The organism is Nocardia sp. NRRL WC-3656 (assembly GCF_000720265.1).
Taxonomy (GTDB): domain Bacteria; phylum Actinomycetota; class Actinomycetes; order Mycobacteriales; family Mycobacteriaceae; genus Nocardia; species Nocardia nova.
Window position 1 is genome coordinate 1 of record NZ_JOJF01000053.1, and the last position, 13,616, is coordinate 13,616.

Consider the following 13,616-nt stretch of genomic DNA (forward strand, 5'->3'; position numbering starts at 1 on the left):
CGACCCCAGCGAACAGGAGGACACCCCAGCACTGACCGCCTGACCGACCAGGATCACGCGGCAATCACCCCGATACACCACGCAATTGGACTTGACCTCTCGTAATGCGCCGGCCAACCCGCCCCCGTCACACCCGCTCACGGTCCCGGCGGGCATCAGTACCCGGCCGCATTGGCGCATCCATCGCCGATTCCTCCTGATCATGGGCATTTCCGTTGTTCATACGCTACGAACGCCCCGGAGTCGGCGCGTCACCCGAAGGTGGATATCCAGGTGGAATCTGCGACCAGGTCTGCGGCCCGAAGGTGGAGCCGGAACAGGCGCGGCATTCTCCGGTTGCCCCTATGCCGAGCGATCCCGCAGCGGGAGCCTCTGGAGGGGCCCGCTACTACAATCGGCCCGGCCAGCAACCGAGCTCGCTGGACGTGCTGAGCGGAAGATCGTCGACGGCTGAGCCGCCCGCGGCATACCCGTGACGAGGTGCCATGTCCGAGCAGGATGCACTGCTAGCCGCCAAATTGCGTGTGCCTGGACTGCGCCGGGGCTTCGTCCCCCGTCCACGGCTGGTCGGTCGGCTCGACGCGGCTCTGACGCACGGGCTGGTGCTGGTCTGTGCCCCGGCAGGATTCGGCAAGACGGGCCTGCTGGCCGAGTGGGCTCGCAGTGGTCGAGGAACGCTTGCCTGGGTGTCTCTCGATGCGGCCGACAACGATCCGGCGCGTTTTTGGCGGCATGTGGTGGCGGCCCTCGATCGGGCGCGCCCGGGAATCGTCGAGCAGCTGAGCCCGCTGCTGGGCCCACCCGCTCCGACCTCGTTCGAGGCACTGGTCACGGCGCTGATCAACGAGTTCGACGCCCGATCCGATGGGGACGAGGTACGGCTGGTCGTCGACGACTACCACCTGATCGATGTGCGGGCGGTACACGCCGCCCTGACCTTGCTGGTGGAGCACCTGCCGACCGGTCTGCGGCTGGTGTTGGCCACCCGGTCCGACCCGCCGCTGCCGCTGGCACGGTTGCGGGCTCGCGGTCAGATGGCTGAGCTTCGCGCCGAGGAGCTTCGGTTCGCATCGGATGAAGCGGCAGCGCTGTTGCGTGGCGCGACGGGTGGCGACGTACCCGACGCGGCCGTGACGATGCTGACCACGCGCACCGAGGGATGGGCGGCCGGGCTGCAATTGGCCGGGCTCTCGCTGCGAACCCAGGCCAATCCAACCCGGTTCGCCGCCGAGTTCAGCGGCAGCCACCGCTACATCCTCGACTACCTCGCCGGAGAGGTACTCGAGCAACTGAGCGAGCAAGTGCGCGGATTCCTTCTGGAGACCTCGGTGCTCGAGCGTCTCAGCGGAGAGCTCTGCGACGCCGTCACCGGCCGCGCGGACAGCCAGGAGATGCTGGAAGGGATCGAGTCGGCCGGCCTGTTCCTCGTGCCACTCGACGAGGTACGCGGCTGGTGGCGCTATCACCATCTGTTTGCCGGGCTGCTCCGCGCCCAATTGCAGCACGAACGGCCCGGACACGCTCGGGCACTGCACCGACACGCGGGAGCCTGGTGTGAGTCGCATGGGCTCGCCGAAGAGGCCGTCCACCACGCATTGCGCGCCGGCGACACCACTTGGGCCGCAGGTGTGATCGAGCGATACTTCGACGAGATCTTCCGTCGCGGCGAGCAGGCAACAGTGCATCGCTGGCTTTGCGAACTGCCCTCAGAACTCATCCGATCCCGGCCACGCCTGTGCCTGGCGCAGGCGTGGATGGCGCTGGTGGGTAGCGATCTGGACGCGGCCGGCCCGCGGCTCGACGCTGCCGAGCGCACGTCTGCCGACCCTGGCGAAGAGTCGTTCGAGCCATCGGTGGGCAGGGCCGCAAGTTGGCTGGCCGACGTCCCCGCTGCCATCGCGGTGGCGCGCGCTCGGCTCGCCTGCATGCACGGCGACGCCGAGGCAGCGGCCGCGTTCGCCGCGCGGGCACTGGCCGAACTGGGCGAGGACAACTGGATGCTGGAGTCCCTGACCTGGTGGCAACTGGGTATGGCCGAATGGCTGCGCGGCCGGCTCCGAGAAGCCGAGCAAGCGTTCGCCTCGAGCATCGCCCAGTGGCACGCGGCGGACGAGCGTTCGCTGGCCGTTCGAGGTTACTACCACCTCGGCCAGGTGCAGTGCGCCCAAGGCCGCCTGGACGCAGCGCTCGGCACCTACCGGCGCGCACTCGAGATCACCGCACCCCGCGGTGTGGTGACTCTGGCGACTGCCGGGATGGGGTACGTGGGCGTGGCGGAGGTGGCCTACCAGCGGGGCGATCTCGAGGCAGCCCTCCGGGATGTCACCGAGGGCATCGCACACTGCCGGCAGCTGACCTACACTCAGCCGCTGGCTGCGGGGCTGGCGACGCTGGCGTGGATTCGGCAGGCCGAGGGCGATCCGGCCGGGGCCCTGGAAGCGATCGGCGAGGCCGAGCGGCTCACGCCGGGCACAACCATGGCGGACCCGTTCACCTCTGTTCCAGTGCAATGGGCGCGGTTGCACCTCGCACAGGGTGATCTCGCCACAGCGGCTCACTGGACGAAGGAACGTGGCCTGAGCGCGCAAGACGAGCCGGACTGTTCCCGGGAGCCCGACTATCTGGTGCTGGCTCGGTTGCTGATCGCCCGAGACATGCCTGGCCCGGCACTTGCACTGTTGGAGAAAATGCTCGCGACGGCCACTCGGGACCATGTGCGAAGCATCATCGAGATCCAGGCGCTACGGGCGCTTGCCCTCGCCGCTCGAGGCGCGGACAACACCGCTGTCGACATACTGGCCGATGCGCTCACACTGGCCTATGAGCAAGGCTACGTTCGGGTCTTCGCCGACGAGGGTGCCGCCATGGGCGTGCTACTGCGCCGTCTGATCGCGGCCCGGCAGGAGGGACACGCCGCTCCCGACGTACCCCTGCGATATCTGGCTCGGGTGTTGCACGGGCTCGGCCGGAGCCGCGTCGTCCACGATTCCGGGTCGAGTGCCACGACGACGGTGCCGGGGCTGGTCGAACAACTGACCGCCCGGGAACGCGAGGTACTGGGTCTGCTGGTTGCGGGCAGATCGAACCGGCGGATCGCCGATGAGCTGGTAGTCAGTGTCGAGACCGTCAAGAAGCACCTGACCCACATCTTCGGCAAGCTCGGCGCCGTCAACCGCACCGAGGCTGTCGACCGGGCACGGCAACTGGGTTTGATTCGCTAGGAGCGGTGTCCTCGCGGCTTCTCGATCGACGTGCGTGCCTTCAGTTTTGGGCTCCAGCGCCAGGCCGGACTTGCGGCGACACATCGCCGCTCCAGCCGGCAAGGTTGCGCCATTCATGTCGTACCGATAAAGTATGTAATGCATATATTATTGATCCGACATGATGGGTTCGGGTTGCGTCTCGAGATCATCGCAGCTCCGGCCGGTTGCCATAACCAGCCCTCCAGGGGCCGGTCCCGCATCTCCTCCCGCGCCGACCGCCGATCACGCCGATCACCGAACTCCATCCACCACCCCATGGAGAATTACATGCCGAATACCGATCGCGTCGCCCTTGTCACCGGCAGTGGACGCAGCATCGGCCGGGCGATCGCACTGCGTCTGGCCGCCGACGGGGCGCGCGTCCTCGTCAACTACAAGAGCAACGCCGAGGCCGCCGAGCAGGTCGTCTCGACGATCGAAGGGGCCGGCGGACAGGCCGCCGCCGTGCAGGCGGATGTGACCGATCCGGTCCAGCTGGCGTTGCTGTTCGACGCGGCCGAACAGCGGTACGGCGGCCTGGATGTGTTCGTGCACAACGCGTATGGGTTCGCCGCCGGCCCGATCGCCGGAGCCTCCGACGAGGACTACGCGCGGTCGTTCGCCGCCAACTCCCAAGCCACGTTCGTCGCGTTCCGAGAGGCCGCCGGGCGGGTCCGCGACGGCGGCCGAATCGTCTACATCTCGTCGTCGGCCACTCGCGCGAGCGACCCTTCCGTGTCGGTGTACTCGGCAAGCAAGGCGGCGGGCGAGCAGTTGGTTCGAACTTTCGCCCGTGAGGTGGGGCCGCGGGGAATCACCGTGAACAGCGTATTGCCGGGACCGACGAATACCGATGCGATGCAACATATGAAGCACATGCTGGTGGAGCGGATCGCCCGCACACCAATGGGACGCTTCGGTGAGCCGGAGGACATCGCCGATGTCGTGGGTTTTCTGACCTCTCATGACGCTCGATGGGTCACAGGCCAGAGCATCGCTGCCGACGGAGGCCTCACAGCGTGACAAGCCATGTCGCGCAATGCGATCGAACTCCTCGGCACTCGTTGTATCCGCGTCGAAACCTTTGGGCTGCATTCCGTCTCGGAGGATGAATTGCGCCGCTCGTTCATGGCGCCGGTCTGGGTCGATAGTCGGCTTGCGAGCCGGGCACATGGAGGGCGGCCGTCCGCCCGGGAGACATTGTTGAGCCAGTTCGCTCCCTCAACGACTTCCGCCCCGTATTCACCGCCGACGGACTGATGTTGATGCCGGTCTGGGCATTGGAAGCGCAGCGGCTCTGACGACCTCGCTGTGCGAGGGTCACCGGATCGTCCGGGACCCAACTGGAGAAGGAGTTGCCATGTATCTCGTCACCGGAGCGACAGGGGTGATCGGCCGACCGCTCACGGACACCTTGCTCGCGAGCGGAGCGCAGGTCAGAGCGATGACCCGTCGACCCGACGCGCGCCTGCCCCGCGGCGCCGAGGCCGTCACACCCGAGGACCTCGACTCCGCCCTGCGCGGCGTCGATTCTCTGTTCGTCCATCCGCGCGCAGCCAAGGACCACATCGCCGCGCTGCTCGCTCGCGCTGCGGCGCACCACGTGGGCCGCGTGGTGGTGATGTCGGCAATCAACGCCGACGACGACGTGTCACTTCAGCCCTCATGGTTCAACGGCGACCGCAATACCGACGTCGAACGCGCGGTTGTCGACAGCGGAATACCGTGGGTGAGCATACGGCCGAGTTCGTTTGCGATGAACACCCTGCCGATGTGGTCCGATCACGTAGCCAACGGCGACACGGTGTTCGGTCCGTTCGCCGAGTTCGCGGAGCCCCTCATCCACGAACGCGACGTCGCCGACGTGATCGCCCGGGCGATGGTCGATGACTCACTTCTGGGCCGGAAAGTCCCGATTACCGGCCCCGAGTCGCTGCGGATCGACCAGCTCGTCGCCATCATCGGGGAAACGCTCCAGCGCCCCTTGGGTTTTCGCGAGGTTTCCGCCGAGATGGCGGCCGCGGGCATGATCGCGCACGGACTCGACCAGCGGTTCGTAGACGCCCTGATGACTCGATACGCCCGCGAGATCGAGCAACCGATCGCGGCGAACACCAACGCCGAGGGCATCCTCGGCCGGCCGGCTCTCTCGTTCGCCACCTGGGTAGCCGACCACAAGGACGACTGGTCATAGCCCGAGCCGTCCACCTGCGCACGACTTGTCGGTCTCTACGCAGGTGTTCTTCTTGCCTTGCTGGTCCTGGAGCTGGAACTGCGACAGTTCGACGGTTCGGTCTATACCCGTGTGGCGCAGGTCAACCTGATCGGAATCCCCTGGCTTGCCGGGGCAACACTGATCCCGGCGATGCTGTGCGCGGCACTGTCGGTGATCCTCACCATCCGCCGGCCCGGCCCGGCTCGATGGTGGGCGCTGGCCGCACTGATTCTGCTGCTGATCGTTTTCACCATCTCGTCGGCGGTCAACGTGCAAATCACCGCTGCGGAAGGCCGTTGGAACGTATCGTCGCCCCCGCTGGACTGGAGGGTCCAGCGGGATCGGTGGCAGGTTGCCCACGCGGTCCGCACCGCCGCTTCGATCGCCGCCTTCCTATGTCTGAGCATGCTCGCGTTCGCCGGCCGCCGGGGCGATGCGACCGATCCACAACGCGGAACCCGGTGCGCGCCAGTCGGCCCGGACGCTGGACTGCCCGAATGACCCACTCCTGCCGCTAGCCACACATGCGGCCGACCGAGTCGGGCAGCACACCTGGGCGATCAGCCCTCCGCCAACTCCTCCGCCGCCTCACGACCCGCGACGCCGGTCCGCTGCAGGAAGTCGGCGATCACCTCGAGCTCGGCACCGGAATAACGAGCACACAGCTCATCCATCCGGTTGTTCATCCCGGAGAACAACTCGAACAATTCCGAGTTCCGCTCGCGCACGGCACGCAAGGTGACCGCCCGGCGATCCGAGGACTCCGGGTCACGCTCTCGCACGATCCATCCACCCTTCTGCAAGCGGTCCAAGACTCCCGTCATCGTTGCGGGATGCAATCCGGCCCGCCGTGCCAGCGAGGAGGGCGACAGCGGGCCATATCGGTTGATCAGATCCAGGCATGTCCAATCGATATCCTTGAGCTCGACCCGGCCACCGAATCTGCGGTTGAGCAGTGACAGCTGAATATTCAAGTCACGCAACGCTTCCCGCACGTCCGCAGTCAACCTGCGCCTGGTCCGCGCGGGAGCCCTGCCTGCTGCTGAATTCATCCTGCGCCACCTCGCCCACGTTTATACGGTTTACATATCATACGCAAAGCCGAAGTCGCTGATCCATCGGCTCGCAGCCGTGGCCGGGCAGGCAAATCTGGAACTGCGTGCGGGGAGCCCATCTGTCACCCGCGGATACTCCGGCAATCGGTTCAGCGGGTCGATCGAATGAACTCGTCGATTGTGCCGGCCAGAACGGGGCCTTGATCTTCCTGTACAAAGTGACCAGCGTTGACGATCGTCACGTGTGGTTGCCCGGCCGCGCCCGGAATGTGCTCACGAAACACCCGGGCTCCGTCGCCGACTCCATAATCGTTGTCGCTGAAAGCGCACAAGAACGGGGTCTGCATCGTCTCGAGAATGTCCCACGCCCGGCGGTTCGCCGCGGCCGCGTCGTCGAATGGCGCGAGGGGTACCAGTAGCGGAAATTGGCGGGCGCCCGCCAGATATGACTCATCGGGAAACGGTGCGTTGTAGGCCGCCAGAATCGCCGGATCGAGATCGGTCACGGTTCCGCGGTCGACGACCTGACCGATGTCGAAGGGATTCGAACGCTGACTGAGCTGCAGCCACAGGGCAAAGGAGCCTCCGAGGTCCTGGTCGCCGGTCGGAAACGAGGTGTTCGTGGCGATCACGCGACGAAACCGGTCTCGATGCTCTGCCAGCACACGCAGTCCCAGCAGACCGCCCCAGTCCTGGCACACCATGGTGATATCGCGCAGGCCGAGATGGTCGAAGACAGTGTGCGCCAGCCAGTCGACGTGCGCCTCATACGTGTACACGAAACGGTCGATCGGTTTATCCGACTTGCCGAACCCGATGAGATCGGGCGCCACGCAGCGATGCCCCGCCTCGACCAAGGGCGGGATCACGTGCCGGTACAGGAAGCTCCACGACGGTTCTCCGTGTAGCAGCAGGATGGTCTCTCCAGACTCTTGCGACGGCTCGGCAGGGCGTTCATCGAGATAGTGCACCCGCAATCGCGTGCTGATGCCGGCACCGGCCTGGATGTCGACGTAGTGCGGCGCGAACGGGTAGTCGGGTAACCCCTCGAACCGCTCTTCGGGCGTTCGCGCAACCGCGATCGACCGTTCTGTACCGGCCGGGACCTCCGCGTAGACCATCTCGCACTCCTCACGCCTAGGCGCTTCCGCAATAATATTATACTCATATCATATGTGATGGATATTTCATCTGCACGTTCGCTTTCCGGGAGGGTTTGTGAGAACGGCGCCGCCGCCGTCCGCACGAGCGTGCACGGCATTCCCGGCCCGCCGGCGCCGACCGTGCTCGAGATCCTCCGAGTGCGCGACGGGCGTATCGCCGAACTGTGGGGGTCTGTCCCCCTGCAACGCCTCGCCGGCGGACTGGCAAGTATCCACACCGACGAGTAGGCGGAGCGTCAGGCGACGCAGACGGACCGGCCCATGAAAGGCTCATAGTTTGTAGGTGTCTGGGGGATGCCCTGGATGCTCAGGGCAGTGGGGTGTAGCTGATGAGCGATTGCCGATTGTCGAGGCTCGAATGGACTGGCTGCCCCGCTGCGCTGGATGCTCTGGTTGCTGATTGAGAGCTTGCTGCGGATCGTCGCTGTTCAGGGATCTGTCGCGGGGTTGTCCACGGGCGCAAAGACTTCGGAGTCAGGAGCGCGTGGGTGAATGCTTCGCCCGGAGATACGGGTGGGGATCGACTCGGACCGTGAGATCAAAAGAAATCGACAAACCATCACCACCCGATTCCGGAAACATCGGCCTCCCGGTGACGACCATCACAGAGGTGATATGCTTTTCATATTGTATCTAAAGGAGATTACTTGGTAGCGTGACTTTACCCCACGGATATCGGGTTCGAAACACCAGTCGGCGTCACATCGGTGCCGAACCAGGCAGCCTCACATCCCCGGCCCAGTGCTGAACCTGTGATGTCGCGCTGCGTGAATCCGCCATGGGGCGGGTCAGCCGTCCGTTCCGCTATCGAAAGACCTGTGATGACTATTGATTTCGCCGTCATGTACGCAACACACGACGCCTTCCGCCGCGACCTCCGACGCCTCTCCGTGGCCGCCGAATCCGGCCGCGCCGACTCGCCCGGCGTCGAAGCCGGGTGGTCGAACTTCGTCCGTCAATTGCATGTTCACCACACCGTCGAGGACGCCGCACTGTGGCCCCAGGTGATCGCCGCTGTGTCCGGCCGTCCAGACCACCTGGCGCTGATGGCCGAGATGGAGGCCGAGCATGCGGCACTGGATCCGGCATTGGCCGCGGTCGAGGACGCCCTCGCCAGGCGAGCTGCCGACCTGCCCGAGCGCATCGACACGCTGTCGACGATCCTCGGCGAACACATGGCGCATGAAGAGAACAGCGCGCTCCCACTGATTCAAGAGGTTTTGACCCCGAAGGACTGGGACACTTTCCGCAGTGCGATGGCCCGCAAGCAGGGGCCGTCGGGGGCGGCGGTCTATATACCGTGGGTGCTGGATGACACCACACCCGACCAGCGCAGGCGTTTCCTGGCGGCGATGCCCGGCCCGGTCGCGGTAGCCAACCAGCTGGTTTTGCGGCGGCGCTACAACAGCAAGGCTCTGTGGCGATGATTCAGGAGCATTGGAGGGTATTTCACGACGGATATCCGAGAACTGCAGGCCCTGAGGATCTTGCTACTCCGAAGCCACCACTATGGCCCAGCGATGGTCGGCTTTGCCCCCCGGTGTGCGCTTCACCTCACCCACCCGCAGCATCGACCGGGGGATCCTGTGACTGGCGGGAGTTTTCCGGCAGTGCCCGCTGAATCTCCTCCAGCGTCGGCTGGGCCGCGCCGGCATAGTCTCGACGACAGCACAGACGCGCTGGCCCATGCGCTCGTCGGGAACCGGGACGACGAGGGTTCGCTGGCCGCGCCGAGGGCGGCGAGCCCACCGACAACACCATCTACGTCCGCGCCAGCTCGACACGACTGGACGGAATCTTCGTCCCCGCGGGCGCGAACGTCCGCGTCGTCGACACCGGCCGGACACAACTACGCCGAATCATGCTGCACGAGAACGGCATCGCGATCCTCCTCGTTATCGGCGGGGGGCGACTTCGGCGACGATGACGGCAACGGCACCAGCGAAGAAGTCGCCATCGGCCTCCCGGTCACCGCCGGCGGCGGCGTCGCAGCACTCATCTCACCCCATGGTGGGACCAGGTCGCCGTCGGCGCCGCTATATCGGGATCACAATCTGAGATCTCGCGACCTGCCGGTTCAGCGACCCGCGACCGACCTCGGTGGTCTCGAATCCAACCGCCCGCGCGTGTGCCCGCCCCGGCGTTCGAGCGGTGCCGGTACATGTCGGTGGACGCTGTCATGCTCGCCTGCGTACTGCCGACAAGCATGCAGTGGGGCCAGGCGGTATCGGTTCGGCGCCAGAGCTCTTGCCGGGCAGCGCTACATCAGACTGTGCGCATGTCGCAAATCTGTGGCACAGGATCATCAAAGAATGTGAACGAATGCCACGATTCGGTCATATCCCCTGAGTGGCAACAGTTTTCGAATCTCTCGGCCATTCGCAGGGCTCGGAGTCTGCGCGAAGCATTTGAGCGGGACATCAACTCGAACGAACGCCCGGCGGCGCGCCGGTTCGGGGTACTGCCTAAAGCAACTCGACCTCATCGAATCCGAGGCCAGCTGAACCATCGATGAATGCCGCCGAGAAGTCCGTTTGGGGTACGGCTACATCGGCAAAATCGCGCGCCAGGCCAAGGCCGGCGACCGTGGCCGGTGGCAGACATTCGACGAAAACAACCACCTCATCAGCACGAGAACATGGAACACCGTCGACGAGGCAGTCGTCGGGCTGCTTCGGCGACTACCTCGACCGCGAACAACGCCGACCCCGCACCGTCCGCGCGTGAAGCGGCCCCGCTATCCGGGCCGAGCCCAAATGTGTTGTCTTCTCGGCGGTTACTACCCGGACCCCTCGACCGGTCACGGCTTCTCCCGCCTCCTCGGTCGGCCGCAGCCGGCGCGTTCGGCCTTGTGGCGTTCGATCGTTTCCAGCAACCACCCCCGCACCGACCCCCGCGGGATAGTGCCGTCAGCGTTCACGGGTCCGACGACGACGTCGGGAGCCGGGAGACTGGATAATTCCAGCCCTCCAGGCTGCACCCCGAGAATTTCCGCCACCTGGGCGCGGTTGAGGTAATGCTCGGTCACGACTTGCGTTCCCCCCGTAGTTCGGCGGCGAACACGAAAGCGGTTGCGGCGAGCCAGCCGGCCGCAAACCAGGCGGCGCGGGTCGGTGCCCAATCGTCGGCCAGGAGCGCGGCGGCGAATACTGCGAGTCCGAGGGAGAGTCCAGCCGGGCGGATCCACCATTTCATGGTCTTGTCCTTCGTTTCGGTGCGGCGACTCCCACGGACCGATTTCCGGCGACCGCTCTTGGCCCACTTAGCGGCTGCGATCGAATCCTCCAAAGCCCCAGCCTCGTTCCGGGCGCTCCGGTAGTAGTTGCGGGCTCCATACCGTGGGGTGCTGCAGGTCGCGCAGCCGCCGGTCGAGCACGCCGCGGACATGGTCGCTGAGCTTCGTGAGTTCGACCCGCTCGTCCAGCGGGAGCGCCGCACGCTGGAGTTTGTAGTCGAGGGAATCCAGCTTCTTGGAGAAGATCCCGTACACCCGGGCAGATCGTTCACGCCGATCCAGGTGGCTGAGCCGGGACCGCACGTCCTCGTACTCCTCACGAAGGCTCGGCATAACGATCATCCCCCTGCAGCTCTGTGTCCTCTTCGAGGGTAAGCCACAGCGCACTACACGTCAGCTCGATACAGACGTGGATCCAGCTGTGCCACCGCATGTCTCACATTGCTCGACCGAGGGGGCCGAGTAGCCGGTGCCCGGCACCCCGATCGGCCGGCACGTCGGTGACACCGCCCAGTTCGGCGATGTGCTCGCCGGATAGCACGAAATGTGGGCCGAGATCGTTGTCACGCATCCCGACCCGATCGCCGCACTCATGCGCGAGGCCCAGGACCACGGTGGAATCCCTGCCTGGGCCAACGTCTTCGACGACACCGGCGGTATCGATCTGCTGTCGCTGCTCATCCTGGTGAGCCTGCGCCGGCCCGCCGGCACGGCGTAGCTTCTCCGCCGTAACTCGGTCACATCGAACCTGGCCTCTCGACCGTGCACCTGATCCGTGGATCTGGGGTACACCCCAGCGTCACAACCGCGACCGCGGTTCTTTCGAACGTCCGCTACTGCCGAGTTGGGTGAGCGTCCCAGAACTAGAGCGGTACCTCGTCCTTCGTGAAATGTACGGCGAGCCGCTCGCACAGCGTGGCCAACATGGGTTCATCGACATGCGGCCCGTCGCTCCAGGAGGCGAACCAACTCACGGTGTCGGGAGTGCCTTCGGGGCGGACAAACACATGCTGATGGAAGTGCGCGACGCTACGCCCCGTGATCGGTGAGAACACGTAATCGGGGGACAGTTCGGTGCGTAGTGCGTATGCCGCGCGGCGAACCGCCCACCCAACGGCAGCACCCTCGGCATCGCTCAGATCAGCCAAGGTCGGTGCGTGACGGACCGTTTCGACGAACAGGTAGCCGGGCATCGGCACACCCTCGGAGAGTGGGCGGTGCGTCACGACAACCAAATCATCGGCGTAGATCACCGGGCCGACCAAGCGGCCTATGCCGCCATGCTTTTCGCAGATAAGACACTCATTCCCCACCGCGCGACTGTATCGACAAACGCACCGTCATGCCGCATACCGTGCTGACCGAACCGGCGGCCAGCGCGACCCCTCTGAATGCATGTGAACTTCCTCTGAATGCATGTGAGCTGTCTTTTTGGGGTAGACCCCAATCTGACGCATCCGTCGGCGATCAATTCTTCCGGCTGACCGACTGCGCTGGGTGAGCGTCTCGAGGTGTGTCGGAAAGGGAGCCCGAGCAGTGGTCCCGGGCGACCGAGGTCACCGCCCTACCGGTCTGGCCCTCGACCGGTTTCGGTGCTGAAGTCCTGTTCCTGTGAGGCTTTCGGCCCTGTGCAATGATCGGCGGCCGCGAGGACATTTACCAGTGGAGGCCGCCTAGCATCGATAGCGTCCGTTGGGTTGGGTTGGTGCAGGAACCAGGCGGTGGGGGTAAGCAGGCGCGTTCGTCGAGACAGCGAGGTGGCGCGATGACGGAATTGGTGCGTTTCCGTTGGCCGATGGAGGCAGCGTGCTCGTCGAGGTCCCTGCACAACATTGCCAGCGCCAGGAGGATGAGCCGATGACCAGCCGTCCGTCTTTTGTCGCGCGATGCCCATATCCCGGTGCCGACCAGCATCGGAACCGGAGTCGAGGAGGCGATCACGCAGATCCTGACACACCGAGAGCAGTTCGACCACGCGCACCGCGGCGGCGCATTCTCACTGTCGTCGCGAGCGCCCTGGCCTTGGTGGGCCTTGCCGCACCGGCCGCCGCGCACACCCCGGTCCTGCTCGGCTCGGACGACACCGTCGACGCCCTCGACACGAGTCCACTCGCCCCTATCGGAACCGTCTCGTTCGCCTTCTACGGCCGAACCAGCGCGGTCGGCGACACACGCGCGGTCCGCATCCAACTCTCCAGAGGCGAGCCCTTCCATGCCCAGCTCCTCATTCCCGATCTGGCCCCCGAGAACGAGCTACCCGTCCCGCAATTGCCCCGACTGTCGATCCTCGGCCCCGACCGAGCCGTGACCACTCTCGATAACACCGCGCGCGCCCCCTTCTTCGAACCGTTCACCCAGACCTCCTACCTAACCCTCGCCGACACCGCCTCGGCCGCGCAGGCCGGCACCTACACCCTCGTTGTCACCGGCTCCGCGCCGGCCCGGTTCGTGATTGCCACCGGCGACACCGAACAATTCGGCGCACCACTGGTCAACGCGACCGCCGCCACCCTCTCCGACGTTCAAACCTGGTACCGCACACCTCCCACCTCCGGCACCGGCTGATCTCCACCGTCCGTAACGCGTTCCCCGGGGTGCGACCGATCCGGGAGTGTCGGAATTTTTGTGGGCAGAACGGTGAATTGTCCTGCTAGTTTCCGGTTATCCGCTCACCATAGAACAGGGCGAGCGTGTTGAGTATATCCT

At 65.5% G+C, this 13,616-nt stretch carries 13 protein-coding genes; 8 read left to right on the top strand and 5 right to left on the bottom strand.

The genetic code is table 11. The features are described from left to right. The first annotated feature begins 485 nt into the window (after positions 1-485). From IG65_RS0133025 to IG65_RS0133040, 4 genes are all read left to right on the top strand, one after another. On the top strand, positions 486-3,221 hold the full coding sequence (locus tag IG65_RS0133025) for a LuxR C-terminal-related transcriptional regulator (protein ID WP_030518866.1): 2,736 nt from the start codon (positions 486-488) through the stop codon (positions 3,219-3,221). A gap of 30 nt (positions 3,222-3,251) precedes the next feature. Beyond that, positions 3,252-4,265, top strand: coding sequence for an SDR family oxidoreductase (locus IG65_RS0133030; RefSeq protein ID WP_231509595.1), 1,014 nt, complete (start codon positions 3,252-3,254; stop codon positions 4,263-4,265). Positions 4,266-4,602: 337 nt separating this feature from the next. Continuing rightward, positions 4,603-5,436: an SDR family oxidoreductase gene (locus IG65_RS0133035; RefSeq protein ID WP_030518868.1), complete on the top strand. Its 834-nt coding sequence runs from the start codon at positions 4,603-4,605 to the stop codon at positions 5,434-5,436. Between the two features lie 57 nt (positions 5,437-5,493). After that, complete coding sequence (locus IG65_RS0133040; protein ID WP_051757301.1) at positions 5,494-5,958, top strand: DUF1772 domain-containing protein; 465 nt, start codon at positions 5,494-5,496, stop codon at positions 5,956-5,958. 59 nt (positions 5,959-6,017) lie between these two features. Here the strand turns inward: IG65_RS0133040 and IG65_RS0133045 are convergent, their stop codons facing one another. Further along, positions 6,018-6,509: a MarR family transcriptional regulator gene (locus tag IG65_RS0133045; RefSeq protein ID WP_030518870.1), complete on the bottom strand. Its 492-nt coding sequence runs from the start codon at positions 6,507-6,509 to the stop codon at positions 6,018-6,020. Positions 6,510-6,661: 152 nt separating this feature from the next. Next, positions 6,662-7,633 carry a haloalkane dehalogenase gene (locus IG65_RS0133050; protein WP_369801642.1) on the bottom strand — a complete coding sequence of 324 codons (972 nt, stop codon included), beginning with the start codon at positions 7,631-7,633 and terminating at the stop codon, positions 6,662-6,664. A gap of 57 nt (positions 7,634-7,690) precedes the next feature. Here IG65_RS0133050 and IG65_RS38230 point away from each other — a divergent pair, with 57 nt between their 5' ends. Continuing rightward, entirely contained in the window at positions 7,691-7,903 is a 213-nt protein-coding gene (locus IG65_RS38230; RefSeq protein WP_156055909.1) for a hypothetical protein, read from the top strand. 614 nt (positions 7,904-8,517) lie between these two features. Next, positions 8,518-9,102 carry a hemerythrin domain-containing protein gene (locus tag IG65_RS0133060; RefSeq protein ID WP_255359501.1) on the top strand — a complete coding sequence of 195 codons (585 nt, stop codon included), beginning with the start codon at positions 8,518-8,520 and terminating at the stop codon, positions 9,100-9,102. Between the two features lie 1,597 nt (positions 9,103-10,699). Here the strand turns inward: IG65_RS0133060 and IG65_RS38235 are convergent. Both IG65_RS38235 and IG65_RS0133070 read right to left on the bottom strand, forming a co-directional pair. Beyond that, a complete protein-coding gene (locus tag IG65_RS38235) occupies positions 10,700-10,870 on the bottom strand; it encodes a hypothetical protein (protein ID WP_156055910.1) in 171 nt (56 codons plus the stop codon). A 67-nt stretch (positions 10,871-10,937) separates the two neighbouring features. After that, the gene (locus tag IG65_RS0133070; RefSeq protein WP_156055911.1) at positions 10,938-11,243 is read right to left on the bottom strand and encodes a hypothetical protein; all 306 of its coding nucleotides are present in this window, start codon (positions 11,241-11,243) and stop codon (positions 10,938-10,940) included. A gap of 211 nt (positions 11,244-11,454) precedes the next feature. On the opposite strand from IG65_RS0133070, the gene IG65_RS38240 reads away from it, so the two are divergent. Further along, positions 11,455-11,628: a hypothetical protein gene (locus IG65_RS38240; RefSeq protein WP_156055912.1), complete on the top strand. Its 174-nt coding sequence runs from the start codon at positions 11,455-11,457 to the stop codon at positions 11,626-11,628. 145 nt (positions 11,629-11,773) lie between these two features. On the opposite strand, the gene IG65_RS0133085 is transcribed toward IG65_RS38240, so the two are convergent. Then, positions 11,774-12,223, bottom strand: coding sequence for an HIT family protein (locus IG65_RS0133085; RefSeq protein WP_197040010.1), 450 nt, complete (start codon positions 12,221-12,223; stop codon positions 11,774-11,776). A gap of 712 nt (positions 12,224-12,935) precedes the next feature. On the opposite strand from IG65_RS0133085, the gene IG65_RS0133090 reads away from it, so the two are divergent. Further along, the gene (locus IG65_RS0133090; RefSeq protein WP_030518875.1) at positions 12,936-13,475 is read left to right on the top strand and encodes a hypothetical protein; all 540 of its coding nucleotides are present in this window, start codon (positions 12,936-12,938) and stop codon (positions 13,473-13,475) included. Positions 13,476-13,616: the final 141 nt, after the last annotated feature.

Excerpts from the sequence above, each read along its gene's own strand:
- IG65_RS38230 (WP_156055909.1), top strand. The coding sequence starts at position 7,691 with ATGGATATTTCATCTGCACGTTCGCTTTCCGGGAGGGTTTGTGAGAAC.
- IG65_RS0133035 (WP_030518868.1), top strand. The coding sequence starts at position 4,603 with ATGTATCTCGTCACCGGAGCGACAGGGGTGATCGGCCGACCGCTCACG.
- IG65_RS0133060 (WP_255359501.1), top strand. The coding sequence starts at position 8,518 with ATGTACGCAACACACGACGCCTTCCGCCGCGACCTCCGACGCCTCTCC.
- IG65_RS38240 (WP_156055912.1), top strand. The coding sequence starts at position 11,455 with ATGTGGGCCGAGATCGTTGTCACGCATCCCGACCCGATCGCCGCACTC.
- IG65_RS0133050 (WP_369801642.1), bottom strand. The coding sequence starts at position 7,633 with ATGGTCTACGCGGAGGTCCCGGCCGGTACAGAACGGTCGATCGCGGTT.
- IG65_RS0133025 (WP_030518866.1), top strand. The coding sequence starts at position 486 with ATGTCCGAGCAGGATGCACTGCTAGCCGCCAAATTGCGTGTGCCTGGA.
- IG65_RS0133045 (WP_030518870.1), bottom strand. The coding sequence starts at position 6,509 with ATGAATTCAGCAGCAGGCAGGGCTCCCGCGCGGACCAGGCGCAGGTTG.
- IG65_RS0133070 (WP_156055911.1), bottom strand. The coding sequence starts at position 11,243 with ATGCCGAGCCTTCGTGAGGAGTACGAGGACGTGCGGTCCCGGCTCAGC.
- IG65_RS38235 (WP_156055910.1), bottom strand. The coding sequence starts at position 10,870 with ATGAAATGGTGGATCCGCCCGGCTGGACTCTCCCTCGGACTCGCAGTA.